We start from the raw sequence: 20,973 nt of genomic DNA on the forward strand, positions 1-20,973 counted from the left end.
TTTAATATATGATACAAAGAATTGGTAGTAACTTACCTTTAAGTCAAGTGCAAAACGTAGCATCTGAACAAAAGACAGGTTTTGGTGAATACTTAAAAAATGCCTTGAATGAAGTTAATAGACTAGAAATTGAGGCTGACTCTCTTACTAAGAAGCTAGCTGCTGGAGAAGACATAGATGTACATACGGTGATGATTGCTACAGAAAAAGCAAGTATTGCCTTACAGCTAACAATGCAAGTGAGAAATAAAGCTGTTGAAGCATATAACGAAATAATGCGTATGCAGGTTTAGTAGCTATGCTTTTTAGATATAAGGGGTGAAGTAATGAATGTACTAAGTGGAGAGCTGGTTGAAAAGTTTAAAAATTCTTGGACTGAAAAGCCAGGCACAGAAAAAGTTAAGATTATAGCTGCAATGTTTTTTTTATTGACAACTTTAACCATGTTATCTTTGTTGCTTTTAAGCTCTGATATGGAAACAGTATTTACAAACTTAAACAATCAAGACATAGCAGAAATATCCATGAAGCTTAGGGAAAGAAATATTGATTTTAAAGTTGTAGACGACGGAACTGGTCTTCAAGTGAATAAAGACAAGGCTGATGAAGTTAGGATGTATATGGCGAGCCTTCAGCTTCCCAAAAACTCCGGGGTCATTGGATATGAGTTGTTAGAAAACATAAGCCGTTTTGCACCTGAATCAGAAAGGCAAATGCTCTACCTCCAAGCTTTACAAGGTGAAATCAAAAGGAACATAGAACTATTTGAGGAAGTAAACTCAGCACAAGTTATAATAACTATGCCTAAGGATTCTATCTATGTACGTGACAGAGAGCCTGCTAAAGCAGCGGTGACAGTGTTTTTACAACAGGGTGTTCGCCTAAGCCAAAATCAGATTATGGGAATCAAGCACTTAGTTGCCCACAGTGTTGAAAGCTTAGATGCCAGTGATGTTTTTTTAACAGATCAAAACATGAGACCTCTAGATGGTGACTCTTTCAGTGATGACCAATTCCTAACTGACAACATGAGGAAAAACATGCAGTTACAAGAAGAATTTCAAACTAACCTTGAGCAAAGCTTAACTTCTTTGTTAGAAATCTATTATGGTGAGGTGGCAGTTAAGGTAAACGCTGAGCTTAACTTTGATCGACTAGTGAGGGAGACTCAACTATTCGACCCACTGACCAATGGTGAGAGAATAATAAGAAGTATGGAAGTGTTAGAGGAAATGTATAGAAATACTGGGGACTATAACCCTGCAGATGGGGAAGTCCCATACTATCCAGGGTTAGACGATAACTCCAGTGAGGCCGAAAGAAGGCAAGAGATAATTAACTATGAAATCAATCAAGTAAAGGAACACTTAGTTGTGGCGCCAGGTGCGGTTAAAAGATTATCAGTTGCAGTTATGGTGAACCAAGAGCTAAATGAACAAGAAAAAACTGCAATCAATGATTTCGTTGCAGTGGCGTCTGGTTTAGATACAATCAACAGGATGGATCAAATAAGTATAATAGGTGGAGTTTTTGCGGCTCCTTCGGAACAACCAGATGGTGATGCAACTGTGGAAATCAAATTACCATGGTTAACTCGCGATGTTGCACTAATACTAGGTAGTCTTTTCGGTTCTATAATTATATTTGGATTATTTTTGACCCGCAAGAAAAAGGAATACCAAATACCTCCTATAGCTGCCACAACAGATCCTAATCCAGACATTGACTTGAATCTACACAAAGACAAAGCGGATACACTTAAGAAACTTGCAAAAAGCAATCCTGAAGGTTTTAGCAAAGTGTTGAAAACTTGGTTAGCGGAAGAATAGGGGTGATTTCATATGTCAAAAAACTCAATATCAGGAAAGAAAAAAGCTGCTGTTCTCCTTATAAGCTTAGGACCGGAGATTTCGGCAGAGGTTTTTAAACATCTTTCAGATGACGAAATAGAACAACTAACCCTTGAAATCGCTAACGCTCGTAAAATTTCTAACGATGAAAGGGAACATATATTAGAAGAGTTTCAAGAGCTTTGTGTGGCACAGGAGTTTATCACACAAGGTGGTATTGATTACGCAAAAGACGTACTAGAAAGGGCCCTAGGGAACCAGAAGGCCCTAGACATAATAGGAAGGTTAACAGCATCTTTACAGGTAAAACCCTTTGATTTTGTAAGAAAGGCTGATCCACAGCAATTATTAAACTATTTAGCTAATGAGCATCCGCAGACAATTGCATTAGTGTTATCCTTTCTACAACCTGAGCAAAGTGGTATCATTCTCTCGGGACTAGCCCCTGAAATACAAAGTGAAATAGTTAAGAGAATTGCAGTTATGGATAGAACTTCTCCAGAAATTATAAGAGAGGTAGAGGGAGTACTAGAACAAAAACTTTCTTCCCTATCAAACCAAGACTATACCAGTGCAGGTGGTATAGATGTCATAGTAGATATAATCAACCGCGTTGATAGAAGTACTGAAAAAACAATATTTGAGAATTTAGAGGTTGATGACCCAGAACTAGCAGAGGATATAAGACGTAAGATGTTCGTATTTGAAGATGTAATAAGCCTTGATGATAGATCTATTCAAAAGGTTATTAAAGAAGTCAACAACCAAGAGCTTTCCTTATCACTTAAAGTGGCATCAGAAGAGGTTTCAAATAAAATCTTTAAGAATATGTCTAAGCGTCAAGCTGAACTAATTCAAGAGGAAATGGAATTTATGGGCCCTGTTCGCCTAAGGGATATTGAAGAAGCTCAACAGAAAATTGTTAACTTAATAAGAAGGCTCGAAGATACTGGTGAGATAATTATAGCTAGAGGCGGCGGGGGAGATGAAATAATTGTCTAAAATTATTAAGGGTAACCAAGCCAGAGCCATGGACTATAGAAAAATAGAAGCTGTTAAACTGCCAGTATTTGATGATAACTCACTTCAAGAATATCAAACATTAGAATTAACATTATCCCCAGAAGAGATCTTAGAAACCGCTAAAAACGAACAAAAAAAAATAATAAAACAAGCTAAAGAAGAAGCAGAACAACTTAAAAGACTCGCATCAGAGCAAGGGTTTCAACAGGGGTTTCAAGAGGGCATGAAATCTGCAAAAGAGGACCAAGAAAAACTGCAGCAGGAATTTATAAACAGGTTTAGAGAACTTGAATCAGAATTCAATAATAAACAATGCAAGTTAAAAAATGAGGCTGCTAAAGATGTTACAGAAATAGCACTTTATATAGCCCAAAAACTTGTGGGTGACCTGTTAAATGATAAGCAAGATTTGATTGTAGAAATTTATAAATTATTACTACCCCTTGTCACAGATAAAAAAATTAGAGAAATAAAAGTTAACTCAACGGATTTTGATATAATTCAAGACTACTTGAAGTTTACAAATAAATCGGAAGTAATCCCATTGACCGTGGCTGATGAGTTAGACCCGAAAACTATTTATATAGATACAGAACAAGGCTATATAATGAAAAACCTTAATAGAGAACTAGAGGAATTAGTTGGTGAATTGAGGAGTATTTATGGCTAGACTACTAAATACAAATCATATTAAAAACATAATTGATAGTTGTAACTTACAAAGACCCACGGGAAAAATCCAAGAAATTACAGGCCTAACTATCAAATGCGAAGGTCCGTGGGGCAACATAGGAGACACTTGTATAGTCCGTAGTTCAAAGGGAAATGAGATTTTCGGGGAAATAGTGGGTTTTCAGCACAATACGACAGTTGTCATGCCTTTAAGTGAGATTGAGAACATAGGACCTGGTTGTAAAGTAGAGTGTTTAGGCTCAGGTATGAAAGTCATGGTAGGGGAAGATTTGTTGGGTAGAGTTTTAGACGGTCTAGGAAAACCCATTGATGGCCAGCCTAACCCACAAAACCTAATACCTTACAACGTAATGAACACACCACCTAACCCTTTGACTCGACCAAGAATAGAAGAGATACTTCCAGTAGGAATAAAAGCAATAGATGGCATGCTTACCGTCGGAAAAGGTCAAAGAATGGGGATTTTTGCAGGAAGTGGTGTGGGTAAAAGTACCCTCATGGGTATGATTGCTCGTAACACATCTGCAGAAATAAACGTGATAGCTCTAATAGGTGAAAGAGGTAGAGAGGTGCGAGATTTCATAGAAAGAGATTTAGGTGAAGAAGGGCTAAAACGTAGCGTCCTTGTTGTAGCCACATCTGACCAACCACCCCTTGTGAGACTAAAAGGAGCTTTCGTTGCCATGGCAATAGCAGAATATTTTAGAGATCAGAGTAAAGATGTAATGCTGCTTATGGACTCTGTTACAAGGCTAGCTATGGCACAAAGAGAAATTGGGCTTTCCTTAGGGGAACCACCTACAAGTAGAGGTTATACGCCATCTGTATTTACTCTACTACCAAAGTTATTCGAAAGGTGTGGCACCAGTAATAGGGGTACAATTACAGGATTTTTTACTGTTTTAGTAGATGGTGATGATTTCAATGAACCAATAACAGATGCTGTACGGGGTATTTTAGATGGTCATGTGTTTTTATCAAGGAAAATTGCTGCTCAAAACCACTACCCAGCTATTGATGTAATGAATAGTCTGTCAAGGCTAATGGCTGAAATATCTGATGAGGAGCATATAGCAAATGCAGGTAAAGTTAGGAAATTACTAGCTAATTATAAAAACGCCGAAGACCTTATAAATATTGGTGCATATAAGCCAGGATCAAACAAAGACATAGACGAGTCCGTTAAAAAAATATCCGGTATAAACCAATTCTTACAGCAGAAGGTTAGTGAGAAATTTGAATTCGGACATATAATTAAATCCCTATCGGAGATATAATTTCTAGACTTACAGCTACTTGACTTTAGAGAGGTTAAAGCAATATAGCCAAATTGTTAATAAAAGTAGTGGATCTTAAAAAATAGTAGGTGAATGATTTGCCAAAATTTAATTTTAATCTACAAAAATTACTTGATTACAAAGATATTTTGCTAAAAGAAGAAATAAGTAAAATTCAGCAACTCAATACACAAATAGAGGACTGCCAAGAGAAAATTTCGGGTATTAACAACAGAATGAATGCACTAGGACAAGCAATAGAAACCAAAGGAAGAGATACACTACAAATTGAAGTCCTTATAGGGTACAAAAGATATATTAATGATCTTAATGGGTTAAAAAGTTCTTTCACAAAGCAAAAGAACAATATGGAGTTAATACTAGACAAAACAAGGAACAAAGCAATCTCCTTACAAAAAGAACATAAAACCATAGATCTACTAAAAGAGAAAAAGTTTTACGAGTTTAAAAAAGAACAGGAGTACCAAGAGCAATCATTACTAGATGACTTAGTATGTATGAGAAGAACTATTTAAGGAGGAACCTTTTATGAATGTGGCTTCAAAATTAAAAGCAATAACGTATCTCGTATTAGTTCCTCTTATTATTGGAATAATTATTTTTATGATTATAGGCAGTGCTGTGGGGCTCATTAAACTACCTTTTATTAATCCTCCGCAAACTGAGAATGAAATTGACTCTCTTACATTAGAACTCGAAGCAAAAGATGAAACCATTGTTTCACTGAAGAATGTTATAGAAGAGCAAAAAAAAGAAATTGATGACATAAAAAGACAATATGATATTCGTGAGGAAAGTTTAAAAGCCCGTGAGAAGAGTTTAGATGAATTCGAAGAGCAATTAAATAATCGTTTAGAATCAATGGAAAGTGAAGATGAAAGATTGCAAAACTTAGCAAACAACTTAAACCAGATGAAGGTTAGGGATGCAGCCAATATACTATCACATCTAGAAGAAGAAGAAATCCTGAAGATTTTTCAATATATGACAAATCAAAAAACTTCCGAAATCATGTCAGCCTTAGACTCTCAAAAAGCAGCTAGCTTAGCAAAAAAGATGATGCAATAATCATTTTATAATTATTTCCTTCCTGAAAGGAGGTGAGAAAATTGAAAATACTAGATGGATTTTTGCCATTTGAATCGCAACTGATGAATGGTAAAACCAATAAAAATCCAGTTGCAGACGAGGAGTATAAAATTTTTGCAGCATTTTCTAACTTATTAACTCAGCAACTCACACAAACTGAGGAAGAGCTAGTTAACAATGAACAAGTAGAGCTACACCTTATTATAGATGATATTGCAGAGGTTATAACAAAGGGATTACCAGAAATTGATTTAGAAAAATTAGAAGAAATTTCATATAAGGTTTTTCCTAACCAAGAAAATGTAGAAAAATTTATAGAAGATATCAAGGTGTTAGTCAGTGAAGTTACACATTCAGGGGATTCGACCCTAGAAAAACTCAACTCCCAAAACATAGAAGACTTAGTTAAGAACTTGATTCAAGGGGAAATGAAAGAATCATTTTCAAAACCTGAGCAAAAGTTTTATAGTAAAAATAATTACTACGACCCTAAAAATGAAATTTCTGTAAAAACAGGCAATGAAAAAGTTGTAGATTTAAATAATTTTAGAATCAACAACGGAAATCAGAGTTTATTTTATGGGAAGAACAACAATGGGACTGATTTAGTAGCGAATATGAGCAAGGAATTTCCCCTTGATAATGAGGAAATTCAGTTAAACGAAAAGTTCCAACCCCTTACCGTTGATCCTAACATAAGAGTTAACATGGAAAAGCTAGATATGGTCACAACTAACAACTTAATCCAAGTACCTATTGAAGAATTAGGTGAATCTATTTTGCAGTTAGCTTATAAAAACATGAACATCCTTAAAAAAGGTGAGCTAACCACAGGCACAATGAGACTTTACCCTGAGGAGTTAGGGCAAGTGACAATTGAGTTAGAGATGCTAAAGGGAGACTTGAGTGTAAGAATTGTTGCAAGTAATGAAGCTGCTTTTAATCACCTCCAACAAAATGCAAAGGATTTAATACAAAAGTTTGTTGAAGAAGGAACCTACACAGAAGTTTCTGTAGATCTTAATATGGGTGATACAAGTCAAGATACTCGCGATCAAAACTTTCAAAATCATTTTGCTTTAACATCTAAATCTCAACAAAAACAAGCCACAGACGAAGAAATAATTCAATACTTTGAAACAGACAAAGGAAATTATAACTATAAAGTTTAGGGGGTGAACGAATGAAGGTAACTAACTCAAATTACAATCCTAATCAACAGACAATAGCACCAAACACACTTGGCAAAGAAGCCTTTCTTAAAATCCTTGTTACACAAATGAAGTACCAAGATCCATTGGCTCCAACAAATGATACTGAGTTTATAGCACAAATGGCTCAGTTTAGTAACTTAGAGCAAACGGTAAATATGAACGAGAACATACAATGGATGTTATATATGCTTGGCACAGGGTTCGACTCTTCCAATGCCTTTAGTATGATAGGGAAGAATGTAGAAATCGAAACTAGCTCTGGAATTATACAGGGGATAGTTGAGAAGGTAACTAAAAAAGATGGTGAGTTTATGGTGGAAGTAGATTCTGTACTCTATCCACTAAATAAAGTGAACACTGTTGCACTAGCTAAGGATTCTTCTAACAATGGGCAAAATGCAGTGGAGGGTGATGAGAATGAGTAAAATCATCAATCCGATGCTAATTAACAGCTTAACCCGAAATCAAAATACTAATAAGTTAAAACAAACTAGTGACAATAATTTTTCAAAGGTTTTCAGCCATGAACTAAACCATTTAGTTTTTTCAAAGCACGCAATTAACAGAATTGAGCATCGAGGTATAGAACTAAGTGAAGAAACCTTATGCAAAATTAACACTGCCATGGACAAGCTTGTTTCAAAGGGGAGTAGGGACTCACTAGTGTTTATAGATGATGTAGCTTACGTTGTAAATCCCAAGAACAAAGTTATAATCACCGCAGTGGATAAAGAAAATCTTAAGGAAAATGTTTTTACAGGTATTGATAGTGCAATATTTATGTAACAATCAGCTGGACCTTATATAGGAGGCTGAAGTAGGTATTGAATGATAGATATACCTACATATTAAAAGGAGGAAAAACTTATGTTGAGGTCATTGTTTTCAGGTGTAAGTGGATTAAGAAATCATCAAACAAGAATGGATGTTATTGGTAATAACATTGCCAATGTAAATACCGTTGCATATAAGACTAGTCAAGTAAACTTCAAAGATATCTTTAGTCAAACTTTACAAGGAGCTTCTGCTCCGGGAGTTAACAGGGGTGGTACTAACCCCATGCAAGTAGGACTAGGTATGGCACTTGCCAATGTATCTGTAAACCACACCCAAGGCAGTTTGCAATCTACAGGTAAGGGAACAGATTTAGCCATAGAGGGGGACGGTTTTTTTGTTATTTCTGATGGAGATAGCAAGTTCTATACTAGGGCTGGAAATTTTGATCTTGATGCTGATGGATACTTAGTATCTGCTACTAACGGATACTATGTACTCTCTGGCGACACTACTTTATCTACTGAGGACAGAAGAATTCAAATACCATCAGATGCTATATTCACCATTGATAAAACTGGAACAGTTTCAGTTGTTGAAGAAGATGGTACTTTAACAAACATAGGGACAATCGGGTTAGCAAAGTTCAATAACCCTGGCGGACTTTTGAAAACAGGTGACAATATGTACATACCTTCTAGTAACTCTGGTGTAGCTTTAGAAGGAATTCCTGGGGCTAATGACACGGGTACAATAATGCCTGGTACATTAGAGATGTCAAACGTTGACCTATCCCAAGAGTTTACAGATATGATAATAACACAAAGGGGGTTTCAAGCTAACTCAAGAATTATCACAACATCCGATGAAATTCTAAATGAGCTTGTAAATCTAAAACGATAAATTTTATAAATCCCCGCACCTAAGAGGGTGCGGGGACTTATAAAAAAGGTGGGATTACTTTGATAGAAGTAACAAGATTAAACAACAAGAAGTACTACCTTAACTGTGAACTAATCGAATTTATTGAGAGTACACCAGACACAGTTATCTCCTTAACTACTGGAAAAAAAGTGGTGGTAAAAGAAGAAACAAAGGAAGTTATCACAAAAATCATAGCATACAAAAGAAGAATAACTTATAAATACTGTGAAAGTGAGGTGTAACCTATGTTGGATTTATCAACAATTATAGGATTAGGTAGTGGGATTTTACTTTTTGTGATTTCAATACGTATGGGAGGCCCCTTGGGGAGTTTTTATTCTGCATCCTCTATAGTTATAGTACTAGGTGGAACAATTAGTGCAACTATAGTAAGTTACCCTATGAACCAAATTAAACAACTATTTAAAACCGTTAAAAAGACAATGAGTAAAACTAATTTTTCTTCATCTGAAATAATAAATAATATGGTTAGCTTTTCAGAAAAAGCTAGAAGGGAAGGTTTACTTTCCCTAGAAGATGAAATAGCAAATCTCGATGATTCATTTATGCAAAAAGGTGTACAACTTGTAGTTGATGGAACAGATCCTGATTTAGTAAGGAATATACTAGAAACAGAATTATCTTTCTTAGAAGATAGGCACGCTCAAGGTCGTGGAATTTTTTCAACGATGGGATCTTATGCACCTGCTTTCGGTATGGCTGGTACTTTAATTGGTCTTATACGAATGCTAGAAACTTTAGACAATCCCGAAACCATTGGACCTGGTCTGGCAGTGGCACTACTTACCACATTCTATGGAACAATCCTATCGAACCTTTTTTTCAACCCCATGGCAGCGAAGCTAAAGGTCAAAAGTAGTGAAGAAATCCTACTAAAGGAAGTTGTCATAGAGGGCCTTTTGTCTATTCAAGCAGGGGAGAACCCAAGGATTGTAGAAGAAAAGCTAAAAGCTTTCTTAGCCCCTAATGAAAGGGAAAGCTTTAATAAAAATACTGAGGTTAATGAAAATGAGGCGGCGTAGGTCTAAAGATGAAAGTGTAGGCCAAGACAATTGGCTTTTAACATATAGTGATGTTATAACGTTAGTACTGTGTATGTTTATTATGTTGTACTCTTTTTCCACCATAGATGCTCAAAAATTTCAGCAACTAGTCACATCACTTAACCAGTCTTTTTCAGGAGTGTTAGATGGTGGAAAAATTATTAGTCCAGACGAATTGGACAATATTCCCAAAGAAGAAGAACCACCCTTAGATGAAGGGGAAGAGATTGACGAAGAGTTTATAAGTACTTATGAACAAATCCTTTCACTTATAAATGACTATGGTCTAGAAGACCGGGTGTTTATAGGGATTGAGCCTAAAGGTGTGGAAATAAGGTTTAGTGATGGTATATTTTTTGCCCCAGGTAGGGCCGATATAAAGTCTAGCGCAATGGAACTTCTTGATAAGTTAACTGGTATCTTCCAAGAGATAGATAATGAGATACATATAGAAGGACATACGGACACAATACCAATAAATACCGTGCAATTTCCTTCAAACTGGGAGTTATCAGCAGGTAGAGCAATATCAGTTGTTAAACACTTTGAGGAAAAAGGTATTGACTCTCAAAGACTTGGTGCGTTAGGTTTTGGAGAATATAGGCCCATAGACACTAATGAAACACCCCAAGGACGTCAAGCAAATAGAAGGGTAAATATTATTGTACTTAGGAGTAGTGCCGATTAAATTTTGATTTTTAGTCATGCTCAAAGGAGATGTTAAATATGGAGAAAGAGTATACATTATTCAACTTAAGCTTCCTGATTATCGTAGGTGTGATATTGATAGTTCTTTCAGCTGCGATATCATTTATCATTGCCACAAGGGTTGTGGCACCAAAGGAGGTCAATGTTGATAATGATAAAGAAATAGTTGAATTTACTGGAAAAACAGTACAATTAGGTGCCTTTACAACTGATTTAAGGGACACTAACCGAAACAGAATAATAAGGGTTGAAATTTCTGTGGAAGTAGACGATAATAAAGCTATTGCTCAAATAGAAGAAAGATATATTCAACTACAAGACCAAATCCTTTCAATTCTTAGGTCGAAAACTGCTGACGAATTAAAGGGAGAAGAAGGTAAAAAGGCATTGAGTGAAGAATTAAAGGTAGGTATAGAACAATTTTTGTCACATAAAGTCGTAAATATATATTTTAAAGAGTTCATAGTACAATAATCCTAACAACCTACTTTAAGGAGGTGAGCTAAGTGTCAGAGATACTATCCCAATCGGAAATCGATGCATTATTATCTGCATTGTCTACGGGCGAAATAGATGTAGAAGAAGTTAAAAAGGAAGAAGAAAAAAGCAAAGTAAGGGTTTATGATTTTAGAAGGCCCAATAAGTTTTCTAAGGATCAAACTAGAACTTTACAAATGATACATGAAAACTTTGCTCGCCTTACAACCTCTTATCTTTCCGCTAGCCTTAGAAATGTCGTGCAAGTATCTGTGGCTTCAGTGGACCAGACCACATATGAAGAATTTATCAGATCAGTTCCGAACCCTACTGTGATAAACCTCTTTTCTTTGAACTCAGAGGCTGGACAAGCCTTATTGGAAATAAACCCCAATATATCATTTGCAATCATAGATAGATTATTAGGCGGTCCTGGAGGAACTTTGAAAGAAGGAAGGCCTTTATCAGAAATAGAACAACGTATTATAAAAATGGTTACTGATAAATTACTACTTACATTAAACGATGCATGGTTCAACGTTTGTAATCTAAAAGCTAGGACTATGAAACTTGAAACCAATCCTCAGTTTTTGCAAATAGTCTCACCCAATGAAACTGTTGCTGTAATTGTTCTAAAGGTCATATTAGGTGATGCAGAAGGTTTTATGAACCTTTGTATACCTTTTATTTCACTAGAGAACTTGATAGATAACCTCAGCGCTCATTTTTGGTTTTCTCAGCAATCTACGGAAAAAGAGGCACCTAACCAACAATACGTGGAAGCGGGTCTAAAGAGAACACCACTGCCTGTTTCTGTAGAACTGGGTAAGGCTAACGTTTCCGTTAAAGATATGCTAGAACTTCAAGTAGGTGATGTTATTACACTTGAAAAAGCTACTTCAGAGCATCTAGCAGTATATGTAAAAGAGAAACTTAAATTTTTAGGATCACCAGGGTTAATAAAGAATAAATTAGCCATTCAAATAACTGAAACCATTGAAGGAGAGGAGTGGGATAATGAGTGAGATTCTAACACAAGCAGAAATTGATGCTCTTTTGTCTGCAGATTACAAAGCAGAGGACTCAGGACAAACTAAACTAACTGACTGGGAGAAGGATGCAATTGGAGAAATAGGCAATATTTCTTTTGGCTCTGCTGCTACCAGTCTATCAGCACTATTAAATCAACGGGTTGAGATAACCACTCCATATGTTGAATTAACATCCAAAAATAAAATTTCCGAAGATCATCCAGCACCATGTTTACAAGTTGAGGTAAGCTATACCGAGGGGATCGATGGAGCAAATGTCCTTATAATCCAACAACATGATGCTAAAATAATTGCAAACTTAATGATGGGTGGCGATGGTAAACCAGAAGGAGATGAGCTAACTGAGATAGATATAAGTGCTGTTTCAGAAGCTATGAATCAAATGATGGGTGGATCTGCAACTGCACTATCCACCATATTTGGTAAAATGGTTAATATATCACCGCCCATAACCCAAACCATAGATCTGTCAGAAAGCACAATCAATGGAGTGCTTTCATCAGAAGAATTAGTTGTCAAAGTTGCCTTTAGGATGGTTATTGGCAACCTTATTGATAGTGTGATTATGCAACTGCTTCCTTTGGACTTTTTCAGGGAACTAGTTAGTATGTTAACTGGCAACATAGAGGAGGTATCCCATGTGAAACAGACTACCCCCACGCCTACTAATACAAAAGAGAGGCACACAGAACCACAAGCAGTTTTCAGTGAAACACAAAGTAGTCCTAATGTAGCAAACACTGTGGACTACCAGATGGCACAATTTAGTGAGCTTGACACAACACAAAATCAAACCCATAATCATAACATAGGGCTTATTATGGATGTTCCACTAGAGATAACAGTTGAATTAGGTCGTACCAAAAAGAAGATCAAAGATATCTTATCTTTCGGTACAGGCTCTATTATTGAACTTGATAAAATGGCTGGTGAAACCTTTGATATTTTAGCAAATGGTAAGGTTATCGCAAAAGGAGAAGTTGTTGTTATAAATGAGAACTTCGGCGTAAGGATTACCAATATTTTGACACCAATGGAAAGAGTTCAAAAACTACAATAAAAATAATGGAGGGATAAATTATGAGTAAAAGAGTTATGATCGTTGACGATGCTGCTTTTATGAGAATGATGATTAAAGATATATTAGTTAAAAATGGTTACGATGTTGTAGCGGAAGCTGCAAATGGTGCAGAAGCTGTGGAAAAGTATAAGGAGCTAACACCAGATTTAGTTACTATGGATATCACCATGCCGGAGATGGATGGGGTAGCAGCCCTTAAAGAGATAAAGAAGCTTGATCCTAGTGCTAGGATAGTTATGTGTTCAGCAATGGGTCAGCAAGCCATGGTTATTGACGCTATTCAATCAGGAGCTAAGGATTTTATTGTTAAGCCATTCCAAAACGATAGAGTTTTAGAGGCTATTAAAAAAGCGGTAAGTTAAAAAATGTTAGATTCCATAAAATTAATGCTTCAGGGGTTTTTATTCCTTACTATACTAATCATACTGGTACTGTTAGCTGTATTTGTTATAAAGTTTGTAAATAAAAAAATGACTGCCACATCTAATAATTCTATGGAAATTATCAGTGGACTTGCAATAAGTCCCAACAAAGGTGTGTACATCGTTAAAATTGTAAAAAGTTATTATGTAATTGGTTTAGGTGAGAATGTTAATCTTCTTAAAGAAATTACTGACCCCGAAGAAATAGAGATACTAAATGACTTAGAGGATGTAAGTTCTATAAATTTTACGGGGCAAGATTTTTCAAAGATTTTATCTAACCAAATATCCAAGCTAACTAAAGGTACAAAGGGAGAGGAAATGTAATGTCAATAATTAAAAGGGGACTTCTTATTACAATTGTGGCTATAATTGTCCTACTTTCCCTTTCACCAGTTTCATACGCTATAAACCATGAAGTGGCCCTACCCTCTATACAAATAGGTGTAGATGATTCAGATGACCCCCAGGAGATTGCAACAAGTTTGCAAATATTGTTTATACTTACTATCCTATCTCTGGCCCCTGCAATTTTAATTCTTATGACATCTTTTACAAGAACAATTATTGTATTGTCCTTTGTGCGAAATGGCTTAGCCACACAACAGATGCCACCTAACCAGGTTTTAGTAGGTCTTGCTATCTTTATTACGTTCTTCATTATGGCTCCAGTTTGGGGAGAGGTAAATGAAAACGCATTGCAACCATATCTAAACAATGAAATTTCCCAAGAAGAAGCTGTAGAATTTGCACTAGACCCAGTTCGAGAATTCATGTTCAACAACACAAGGGAAAAGGATATAGCACTTTTTTTGAATTATTCTGGTGGAGAGCAACCTGAGACTCAAGAAGACGTTTCCACACTTGTTTTAATACCAGCCTTTGTCATAAGTGAACTGAAGACGGCTTTTCAGATAGGTTTTGTTATCTTTATACCTTTTCTAGTAATAGATATGGTTGTGGCTAGTACCCTTATGTCAATGGGTATGATGATGTTACCGCCGGTTATGATTTCTTTACCCTTTAAAATCCTATTATTTGTATTAGCTGATGGATGGAACCTTGTTATAAGGTCCATACTTCACAGCTTTTAAAGGGGGAAATAAAAATGAGTCCAGAATATGTCATAGACTTAGGTAAAGAAGCACTGACAATGATTTTGCTACTTGCAGCACCCATGTTAGGCTTAGGATTAGCTGTTGGGCTTTTAGTCAGTATATTACAGGCTACCACACAAATACAGGAACAAACTTTAACCTTTGTACCAAAAATAATAGCTGTTTTAGTGTCCATTATATTTTTTGGACCGTGGATGCTTAATTTAGTAGTTGACTTCACTGTAGAGCTATTTACAAACATCCCAAATATCATAGGGTTGTAAAAATGGAATTACTAGACATAGTTAACAGTAACTTTTACACCTTCTTGCTTCTGACAGTTAGATTTACAGGTCTTTATTTGGGATCACCTGTTTTTGGGGGTAAGAATGTTCCTAATCATTTAAAAGTTGGCCTTGCCATTGGTTGTAGCCTATTGGTAACACCTATGCATAGCGTAGGTGTTACATTAGAGCAAATAGATTTAACCATAATTTTATCAGTTTTTTCAGAACTTTTTGTGGGACTTTCCATAGGGTATATAACAATGCTGACATTCACTGCCATACAATTTGCAGGTCAATTCATTGACGTCCAAATGGGTTTTGGTATAGTAAACGTTGTGGACCCACAATTTGGGAACCCAGTTCCCATAATAGGTAATTTTAAATATGTTTTTGCACTATTATTACTACTTACAGTTAATGGCCATCACATGTTAATAGACGGTTTATTTAAAAGTGTGGAGCTTATTCCAGTAGGAACTGTAGCTATTGGTGAAAATGTACTTATCTTTATCATAAGGTTATTCTTAGAATTATTTGTAATAAGCTTACAAATAGGGTTACCTATAATTGGTACTTTGTTTATTGTAGACGTAGGTTTGGGAATTGTTGCAAGAACAGTACCACAAATGAATGTTTTTGTGGTGGGTATCCCTTTGAAAATTATAATAGGCTTATCGGTTTTAATAATTACCTTTCCTTTATATATAAGATTGATAATGAGCATTTTCGAAAGGCTACATTCTAATATTTATCAATTTATTCAAATACTAGGCGGTTAATATAAAATGACCTTTAACTTTAATCTTCAACTATTCTCCCAAGAAAAAACAGAAAAGGCGACTCCCAAAAAAAGGCAGGACTCTAGAAAAAAGGGCCAGGTACTAAAGTCACCAGAAATTAGTTCAGCATTTACATTACTGGTAACCTTTTCGGTGCTGAGATTTTGGATACCTTTTATGTTTGAAAGGTTAATTGGATTAATAGAATTTGTCCTTGTAAACTTAATTCATACAGAGATAGACTTTACCAGTGCCCTTCAATTGGCCTTACTTGCAATAGAAGAATTCGCTTACCTTTTTGCACCTATTGGAATTGCAGTTATGGCAATAGGGATAATAATTAACTACCTTCAAGTTGGGTCACTGTTTACAACGGATCCACTTAAAATGAAATTTAATAGATTAAACCCCATAGAAGGGTTCAAGAAACTATTTTCTAAAAAAAGTTTAGTTCAGCTGGTAAAGTCTATCCTAAAAATATCTGCCATAGGTTATGTGGTCTACCTGATAATTAGAAACCACATAAACAATTTGCCTGATATTATAGAAATGGACTTTTTAGTGGCACTTCTAAAAATTGGTGATACAGTCCTTAGGGTAGCTTTATTAAGCGGTGGAGTAATGGTGTTTATTGCATTACTTGATTACTTGTATAGCTGGTGGGAATTTGAACAGAATTTAAAGATGAGTAAACAGGAGATAAAAGATGAGTATAAACAAATGGAAGGTGATCCTTTAATCAGGAGCAAGATTAAAGAGCGTCAAAGGATGATGGCAAGGCGTAGGATGATGCAAGATATCCCAAACGCTGATGTTATCATCACAAACCCTACTCACTTTGCCATTGCATTAAAGTACGATCAAAACTCTGGACAAGCACCCACAGTAATCGCCAAGGGCCAAGACCTTGTGGCTCAGCAGATAAAAGAAGTTGCTAGGGAAAACAATATAGTTCTTTACGAAGATGTGGCCTTAGCAAGAAGCTTATATAAAGTAGTAGAAATTGGGGAACAGATCCCTTTTGAATTTTTTAAAGCAGTAGCTGAAGTTTTAGCGTTTGTATATAAAGTAAAAGGCAGAGCAGTTAACATATAGTGGGAGTGGTTTCTTCATGAACAAAATAGGAGAATATGGCTTTATATTTCTAGTAGTGCTTATTGTTATGATGATGATAATTCCACTACCTCCAGGATTACTTGATTTCCTATTAATACTTAATATTTCTTTGGCTTTGACAATTCTACTGGTTACTATGTATATAAAAGAACCATTAGAATTTTCTATACTTCCTTCGATATTGCTAATAACTACGTTATTTCGATTAGCATTAAATGTTTCTTCTACCAGACTTATTTTGCTAGGTAATGGTGAAAGGGTTAAAGTCATTAATGCCTTTGGTAACTTTGTAGTTGGTGGAGAAATCATAGTAGGTTTCATTATCTTTGCTATTTTAGTACTTATCCAGTTTCTTGTAATTACAAAAGGTGCTGAAAGGGTTGCAGAGGTTGCAGCAAGGTTTACCTTAGATGCTATGCCTGGAAAGCAGATGGCTGTTGATGCCGACTTAAATGCTGGCCTTATAACAGATCAAGAGGCAAAAATACGAAGGAGAACCGTGGAAAGGGAGGCAGATTTCTACGGAGCCATGGATGGAGCCAGTAAATTTGTTAAAGGCGATGCAATTGCTGGTATAATTATCACCTTTATCAACCTAGTTGGTGGATTAGTTATTGGTATGATAAACATGGGATTATCCTTTGGTGATTCATTGAGCACTTTTTCTTTACTATCCATAGGTGATGGGTTAGTTAGTCAAATCCCTGCACTTTTAATTTCAACATCCACTGGTATTATGGTGACCAGAGCAGCATCTGAAAACAACTTAGGAGAAGAAGTAACAAGACAACTTTTTTCTAGCCCGAAGATACTTTTCTTAATATCTGGCTTATTGGCTTTTTTAGGCTTAATTCCTGGGCTACCCCCTACAGGTTTTTTAATGATGGCAGCCATTTTGGCCACCTTAGCATTCACTGTATCTAGAAAACAAAAAAATCAACTTCTAAGCGAAGCCCAAGAACAAGTTGCTTCGACTACAGAGGATATAGAAGTGGGTAAACCTGAAATGGTTTACAATATGTTGCACGTAGATCCTTTAGAGCTAGAATTTGGTTATGGATTAATATCGGTTTTTGATCAGGAGCAAGGTGGTGACCTATTAGACCGGGTTATTATGATAAGACGCCAAGTGGCCTCGGATCTAGGGTTAGTAGTTCCAATAATTAGAATTCGGGACAATATACAACTACCTTCTAATGATTACTGTATAAAAATAAAGGGCTTAGAAGTAGCCCAGGGCACCGTAGAGCCATCAAAACTAATGGCCATGGACCCAGGGACAGCAACAGAGGAGATTCAAGGAGTTCAAACAACTGAGCCGGCCTTTGGTTTGCCTGCACTGTGGATTTCCACTAATGACAGGGAAAATGCAGAAGCTAAGGGATATACAGTGGTTGATCCTCCTTCTATTATAGCTACACATCTGACTGAAATAATTAAAAATCATGCCCACGAACTACTAGGAAGGCAAGAAGTTAAGTCACTTTTAGATAACATCAAAAAAACAAGTGGGGCTGTTGTGGATGAATTGGTTCCATCCATTTTAAGTGTTGGTGATATTCAAAAGGTTCTTAGCAATCTCTTAAGGGAAGGTGTTAGCATCAAAAATCTAACAACCATATTAGAAGAGCTTGCAGATTATGGACCCCTTACGAAAGATCCAGATACACTTACAGAATACGTAAGGCAAGGCTTAGCAAGACAGATATCTAATACATTAAAAATGTTTGGTACTCCTTTATCTGTAATTACTTTAGATCAATCAATCGAGCAGCTTATTCAAGAATCTATCCAAAAAACTGAACATGGAAATTACCTATCAATAGACCCTTCAAACACTCAACTTATAGTTAATAACTTGAGAGATGTATATGAAAAGTCCTTAAGTGATGGTTATCAACCTATCATTTTGGCGGCTCCCTTGGTCAGATTTTACTTTAAACGCCTAGTTGAGACTAGTTTCCCTCATTTAGTAGTTGTCTCATATAGTGAATTGGATATTAAACTAGAAGTTCAAGTTATTGGGACGGTGAAAATATGAGAGTAAGAAGATACATGGTAAATAAGTTAGAAGAAGCTAAACCAGCCATACTTAGAGATTTAGGTAAAGACGCAATTATTATAAGTACCAATAAAGTTAAAGCAAAAGGAATTAAAGGTCTTTTTGGTAAGTATCACTTTGAAGTTTTGGCAGCAGCAGATAACAAAACAAGTACGGTAACACAAGAAAGCAAAATCAAGGCAAAACCTGTAACAACAACTGAAGTGGAACATCACGTAAAAAACAACGAATTAGAAATGATTAAAAACGAGCTTAGGGAAAATCAAAAACTACTACAAAACGTAATTTCAGACTTAAGCAATGTATCAACTAATTTTCCTGAGGCATATGAAAAGCTTTTCAAAAAACTGGTATCACAAGGAATTATTGAAGGTAAAGCTAAAAAACTGATCCAAAAGCTACAAAAGATGTATACCAGTGATAGCAAAATTAACGCATTTTTAATAGATGGGTTAAGAGATATAATGGTAAATGAGCTGGAAACAATAGCAAAACCTGAGGAAATTAGCGGAAATTATAGTATTGCTCTAGTGGGCCCTACTGGTGTTGGGAAAACAACCACTTTAGCAAAGATAGCTGCACACTCAGCTTTAAATAAACAAAAAAATGTAGGATTTATAACATTGGATAATTACCGTATAGCAGCCACAGAACAATTGAAAATTTACGGTGATATACTTGATGTTCCAGTGGTTGTGGCAAATACAGTAAATGAATACGCAGAGGCCATGTCGGCCTTAAATCATAAAGAACAAGTATTTATTGACACAGCGGGAAGAAGCCATAAAAACACTGAACAACTTCTAGAACTGAAAAAATATTTTGATACCTTGGCTTTAGATCAGACTATTTTAGTGTTTAGTCTATCGACAAATTTTAAAGACTTACTACCCATATATAACACATTTAAAATATTTGAGCCAAAGGGATTAATATTATCAAAGTTAGATGAAGTAGAAACCTATGGAAATATCTATAACATTATCACAGAGTTCAAACTACCTGTTTTTTACTACACAACTGGTCAGAGTGTTCCCGAAGATATAGTTGTGTTAAACAGTAGCCAGATCGTATCTAAAATACTAGATAACAATACTGGTGATGTTCAATGATAGATCAGGCCCATGGACTCAGGGAACTAAAACTAAAATCCCAGGCTAAATATAATAATACAGAAGTAATAACTGTTACCAGTGGAAAAGGTGGAGTTGGTAAAAGCAATACAAGTGTTAATCTAGCCTTGTCAATGGCTTCCCTTGGAAAAAAAGTTCTCCTTATCGATGTAGACATTGGGCTAGCTAACGTAGACCTTCTCCTTGGTATATATTCAAAATATACTTTGTTTGATTTTTTTAATGGGATGCAAAATATTGAGACCATAATACAAAATGTAGCTGAGAATATGGATGTAATTTCCGGAGGGTCAGCATTTACTGATAGTGACTTAATCGAGAATATAGAGCGTAGGAAGCTAAACCTAGAGCTTGAGAAGATATTAGGATATGATTACATTATTTTTGATACTGGTGCCGGCATAACAAAAAGCGTTACAGATTTTTGTCTTATAGCTGACAAGGTTTTAATGGTAACCACCCCAGAACCTACAGCAATTACTGATGCATATGCCCTGTTAAAATCTTTATATAAAAAAGATAAAGATATTAAAATAAATATTGTAGTTAACAGAGCTACTAACTCAAAAGAGGGGGAAGTAACAGCAAATAAACTTATAAAAGTATCGGAATCATTTTTACACCAAAAGCCTGTTTATGTTGGTCACATATCTGATGACAGTCAAGTGCAAAAAGCTGTAAAGATGCAAAAACCGTACTCACAAGCATACAAAGAGTGTTCTGCAAGTAAGGATATAAGAATACTAGCAAATAAGATTATTGGTATTGAACATGGAGACAAAAAGAGGGGAATTATCAGTTTATTTGGATCTTTTTTCCTAAGATAGGGG

General features: G+C 35.7%; 26 protein-coding genes. All 26 read left to right on the forward strand.

Features of this window, described 5'->3' with window-relative positions; genetic code table 11:
• Positions 1-8: 8 nt before the first annotated feature.
• The 26 genes from fliE to HYG86_RS17455 all read left to right on the forward strand — a co-directional run bounded on the left by fliE (position 9) and on the right by HYG86_RS17455 (position 20,970).
• Complete coding sequence (fliE, locus tag HYG86_RS17330) at positions 9-293, forward strand: flagellar hook-basal body complex protein FliE (protein ID WP_213166805.1); 285 nt, start codon at positions 9-11, stop codon at positions 291-293.
• A 33-nt stretch (positions 294-326) separates the two neighbouring features.
• The gene (gene fliF, locus HYG86_RS17335) at positions 327-1,829 is read left to right on the forward strand and encodes a flagellar basal-body MS-ring/collar protein FliF (protein WP_213166806.1); all 1,503 of its coding nucleotides are present in this window, start codon (positions 327-329) and stop codon (positions 1,827-1,829) included.
• A 12-nt stretch (positions 1,830-1,841) separates the two neighbouring features.
• Complete coding sequence (gene fliG / locus HYG86_RS17340; protein ID WP_213166807.1) at positions 1,842-2,852, forward strand: flagellar motor switch protein FliG; 1,011 nt, start codon at positions 1,842-1,844, stop codon at positions 2,850-2,852.
• A complete protein-coding gene (locus HYG86_RS17345; protein WP_213166808.1) occupies positions 2,845-3,543 on the forward strand; it encodes a FliH/SctL family protein in 699 nt (232 codons plus the stop codon). Before fliG ends, HYG86_RS17345 begins: the two co-directional genes overlap by 8 nt.
• Positions 3,536-4,843 carry a flagellar protein export ATPase FliI gene (gene fliI / locus HYG86_RS17350; RefSeq protein ID WP_213166809.1) on the forward strand — a complete coding sequence of 436 codons (1,308 nt, stop codon included), beginning with the start codon at positions 3,536-3,538 and terminating at the stop codon, positions 4,841-4,843. The genes HYG86_RS17345 and fliI overlap by 8 nt, the downstream gene beginning before the upstream one ends.
• A 98-nt stretch (positions 4,844-4,941) precedes the next feature.
• Positions 4,942-5,379, forward strand: coding sequence for a flagellar export protein FliJ (gene fliJ, locus HYG86_RS17355; protein ID WP_213166810.1), 438 nt, complete (start codon positions 4,942-4,944; stop codon positions 5,377-5,379).
• A gap of 13 nt (positions 5,380-5,392) precedes the next feature.
• Positions 5,393-5,932, forward strand: coding sequence for a MotE family protein (locus tag HYG86_RS17360; protein WP_213166811.1), 540 nt, complete (start codon positions 5,393-5,395; stop codon positions 5,930-5,932).
• 41 nt (positions 5,933-5,973) lie between these two features.
• Positions 5,974-7,125 carry a flagellar hook-length control protein FliK gene (locus HYG86_RS17365; protein ID WP_213166812.1) on the forward strand — a complete coding sequence of 384 codons (1,152 nt, stop codon included), beginning with the start codon at positions 5,974-5,976 and terminating at the stop codon, positions 7,123-7,125.
• A gap of 11 nt (positions 7,126-7,136) precedes the next feature.
• A complete protein-coding gene (locus HYG86_RS17370) occupies positions 7,137-7,592 on the forward strand; it encodes a flagellar hook capping FlgD N-terminal domain-containing protein (RefSeq protein ID WP_213166813.1) in 456 nt (151 codons plus the stop codon).
• Positions 7,585-7,953 carry a TIGR02530 family flagellar biosynthesis protein gene (locus HYG86_RS17375; protein WP_213166814.1) on the forward strand — a complete coding sequence of 123 codons (369 nt, stop codon included), beginning with the start codon at positions 7,585-7,587 and terminating at the stop codon, positions 7,951-7,953. The genes HYG86_RS17370 and HYG86_RS17375 overlap by 8 nt, the downstream gene beginning before the upstream one ends.
• A gap of 81 nt (positions 7,954-8,034) precedes the next feature.
• Positions 8,035-8,844, forward strand: coding sequence for a flagellar basal body rod protein FlgG (flgG, locus tag HYG86_RS17380; RefSeq protein ID WP_213166815.1), 810 nt, complete (start codon positions 8,035-8,037; stop codon positions 8,842-8,844).
• Positions 8,845-8,903: 59 nt separating this feature from the next.
• Positions 8,904-9,107 carry a flagellar FlbD family protein gene (locus tag HYG86_RS17385; RefSeq protein ID WP_213166816.1) on the forward strand — a complete coding sequence of 68 codons (204 nt, stop codon included), beginning with the start codon at positions 8,904-8,906 and terminating at the stop codon, positions 9,105-9,107.
• Between the two features lie 3 nt (positions 9,108-9,110).
• Positions 9,111-9,908: a motility protein A gene (locus tag HYG86_RS17390; protein ID WP_343064149.1), complete on the forward strand. Its 798-nt coding sequence runs from the start codon at positions 9,111-9,113 to the stop codon at positions 9,906-9,908.
• On the forward strand, positions 9,895-10,617 hold the full coding sequence (locus HYG86_RS17395; protein WP_213166817.1) for a flagellar motor protein MotB: 723 nt from the start codon (positions 9,895-9,897) through the stop codon (positions 10,615-10,617). Before HYG86_RS17390 ends, HYG86_RS17395 begins: the two co-directional genes overlap by 14 nt.
• A gap of 38 nt (positions 10,618-10,655) precedes the next feature.
• Positions 10,656-11,111, forward strand: a complete 456-nt coding sequence (locus HYG86_RS17400; protein WP_213166818.1) for a flagellar basal body-associated FliL family protein — start codon at positions 10,656-10,658, stop codon at positions 11,109-11,111.
• Between the two features lie 32 nt (positions 11,112-11,143).
• Complete coding sequence (gene fliM / locus HYG86_RS17405) at positions 11,144-12,139, forward strand: flagellar motor switch protein FliM (RefSeq protein ID WP_213166819.1); 996 nt, start codon at positions 11,144-11,146, stop codon at positions 12,137-12,139.
• The gene (fliY, locus tag HYG86_RS17410; protein WP_213166820.1) at positions 12,132-13,226 is read left to right on the forward strand and encodes a flagellar motor switch phosphatase FliY; all 1,095 of its coding nucleotides are present in this window, start codon (positions 12,132-12,134) and stop codon (positions 13,224-13,226) included. Before fliM ends, fliY begins: the two co-directional genes overlap by 8 nt.
• Positions 13,227-13,246: 20 nt before the next feature.
• On the forward strand, positions 13,247-13,609 hold the full coding sequence (locus tag HYG86_RS17415; protein WP_213166821.1) for a response regulator: 363 nt from the start codon (positions 13,247-13,249) through the stop codon (positions 13,607-13,609).
• 3 nt (positions 13,610-13,612) lie between these two features.
• Entirely contained in the window at positions 13,613-13,996 is a 384-nt protein-coding gene (locus HYG86_RS17420) for a flagellar biosynthetic protein FliO (RefSeq protein WP_213166822.1), read from the forward strand.
• Entirely contained in the window at positions 13,996-14,763 is a 768-nt protein-coding gene (gene fliP / locus HYG86_RS17425; protein WP_213166823.1) for a flagellar type III secretion system pore protein FliP, read from the forward strand. Before HYG86_RS17420 ends, fliP begins: the two co-directional genes overlap by 1 nt.
• A 14-nt stretch (positions 14,764-14,777) precedes the next feature.
• The gene (gene fliQ, locus HYG86_RS17430) at positions 14,778-15,050 is read left to right on the forward strand and encodes a flagellar biosynthesis protein FliQ (protein WP_213166824.1); all 273 of its coding nucleotides are present in this window, start codon (positions 14,778-14,780) and stop codon (positions 15,048-15,050) included.
• A gap of 2 nt (positions 15,051-15,052) precedes the next feature.
• Complete coding sequence (gene fliR / locus HYG86_RS17435; RefSeq protein ID WP_213166825.1) at positions 15,053-15,832, forward strand: flagellar biosynthetic protein FliR; 780 nt, start codon at positions 15,053-15,055, stop codon at positions 15,830-15,832.
• 6 nt (positions 15,833-15,838) lie between these two features.
• Positions 15,839-16,927: a flagellar biosynthesis protein FlhB gene (gene flhB / locus HYG86_RS17440; protein ID WP_213166826.1), complete on the forward strand. Its 1,089-nt coding sequence runs from the start codon at positions 15,839-15,841 to the stop codon at positions 16,925-16,927.
• A 16-nt stretch (positions 16,928-16,943) separates the two neighbouring features.
• Positions 16,944-18,989 carry a flagellar biosynthesis protein FlhA gene (gene flhA / locus HYG86_RS17445; protein ID WP_213166827.1) on the forward strand — a complete coding sequence of 682 codons (2,046 nt, stop codon included), beginning with the start codon at positions 16,944-16,946 and terminating at the stop codon, positions 18,987-18,989.
• Positions 18,986-20,122, forward strand: a complete 1,137-nt coding sequence (flhF, locus tag HYG86_RS17450; protein WP_213166828.1) for a flagellar biosynthesis GTPase FlhF — start codon at positions 18,986-18,988, stop codon at positions 20,120-20,122. Before flhA ends, flhF begins: the two co-directional genes overlap by 4 nt.
• The gene (locus HYG86_RS17455; RefSeq protein WP_213166829.1) at positions 20,119-20,970 is read left to right on the forward strand and encodes a MinD/ParA family protein; all 852 of its coding nucleotides are present in this window, start codon (positions 20,119-20,121) and stop codon (positions 20,968-20,970) included. The genes flhF and HYG86_RS17455 overlap by 4 nt, the downstream gene beginning before the upstream one ends.
• The last annotated feature ends 3 nt before the right edge of the window (positions 20,971-20,973 follow it).

Source organism: Alkalicella caledoniensis (assembly GCF_014467015.1).
Classification (GTDB): domain Bacteria; phylum Bacillota; class Proteinivoracia; order Proteinivoracales; family Proteinivoracaceae; genus Alkalicella; species Alkalicella caledoniensis.

What these genes read in the sequence shown, in the direction of transcription:
- HYG86_RS17420 (WP_213166822.1), top strand. Translation starts at nt 13,613, where the DNA reads ATGTTAGATTCCATAAAATTAATGCTTCAGGGGTTTTTATTCCTTACT.
- fliR (WP_213166825.1), top strand. Translation starts at nt 15,053, where the DNA reads ATGGAATTACTAGACATAGTTAACAGTAACTTTTACACCTTCTTGCTT.
- fliQ (WP_213166824.1), top strand. Translation starts at nt 14,778, where the DNA reads ATGAGTCCAGAATATGTCATAGACTTAGGTAAAGAAGCACTGACAATG.
- flhF (WP_213166828.1), top strand. Translation starts at nt 18,986, where the DNA reads ATGAGAGTAAGAAGATACATGGTAAATAAGTTAGAAGAAGCTAAACCA.
- fliY (WP_213166820.1), top strand. Translation starts at nt 12,132, where the DNA reads ATGAGTGAGATTCTAACACAAGCAGAAATTGATGCTCTTTTGTCTGCA.
- HYG86_RS17375 (WP_213166814.1), top strand. Translation starts at nt 7,585, where the DNA reads ATGAGTAAAATCATCAATCCGATGCTAATTAACAGCTTAACCCGAAAT.
- flgG (WP_213166815.1), top strand. Translation starts at nt 8,035, where the DNA reads ATGTTGAGGTCATTGTTTTCAGGTGTAAGTGGATTAAGAAATCATCAA.
- flhA (WP_213166827.1), top strand. Translation starts at nt 16,944, where the DNA reads ATGAACAAAATAGGAGAATATGGCTTTATATTTCTAGTAGTGCTTATT.
- fliG (WP_213166807.1), top strand. Translation starts at nt 1,842, where the DNA reads ATGTCAAAAAACTCAATATCAGGAAAGAAAAAAGCTGCTGTTCTCCTT.
- fliF (WP_213166806.1), top strand. Translation starts at nt 327, where the DNA reads ATGAATGTACTAAGTGGAGAGCTGGTTGAAAAGTTTAAAAATTCTTGG.
- HYG86_RS17400 (WP_213166818.1), top strand. Translation starts at nt 10,656, where the DNA reads ATGGAGAAAGAGTATACATTATTCAACTTAAGCTTCCTGATTATCGTA.
- HYG86_RS17395 (WP_213166817.1), top strand. Translation starts at nt 9,895, where the DNA reads ATGAGGCGGCGTAGGTCTAAAGATGAAAGTGTAGGCCAAGACAATTGG.
- fliI (WP_213166809.1), top strand. Translation starts at nt 3,536, where the DNA reads ATGGCTAGACTACTAAATACAAATCATATTAAAAACATAATTGATAGT.
- fliE (WP_213166805.1), top strand. Translation starts at nt 9, where the DNA reads ATGATACAAAGAATTGGTAGTAACTTACCTTTAAGTCAAGTGCAAAAC.
- HYG86_RS17360 (WP_213166811.1), top strand. Translation starts at nt 5,393, where the DNA reads ATGAATGTGGCTTCAAAATTAAAAGCAATAACGTATCTCGTATTAGTT.
- HYG86_RS17455 (WP_213166829.1), top strand. Translation starts at nt 20,119, where the DNA reads ATGATAGATCAGGCCCATGGACTCAGGGAACTAAAACTAAAATCCCAG.
- HYG86_RS17390 (WP_343064149.1), top strand. Translation starts at nt 9,111, where the DNA reads ATGTTGGATTTATCAACAATTATAGGATTAGGTAGTGGGATTTTACTT.
- fliP (WP_213166823.1), top strand. Translation starts at nt 13,996, where the DNA reads ATGTCAATAATTAAAAGGGGACTTCTTATTACAATTGTGGCTATAATT.
- flhB (WP_213166826.1), top strand. Translation starts at nt 15,839, where the DNA reads ATGACCTTTAACTTTAATCTTCAACTATTCTCCCAAGAAAAAACAGAA.
- HYG86_RS17370 (WP_213166813.1), top strand. Translation starts at nt 7,137, where the DNA reads ATGAAGGTAACTAACTCAAATTACAATCCTAATCAACAGACAATAGCA.
- HYG86_RS17415 (WP_213166821.1), top strand. Translation starts at nt 13,247, where the DNA reads ATGAGTAAAAGAGTTATGATCGTTGACGATGCTGCTTTTATGAGAATG.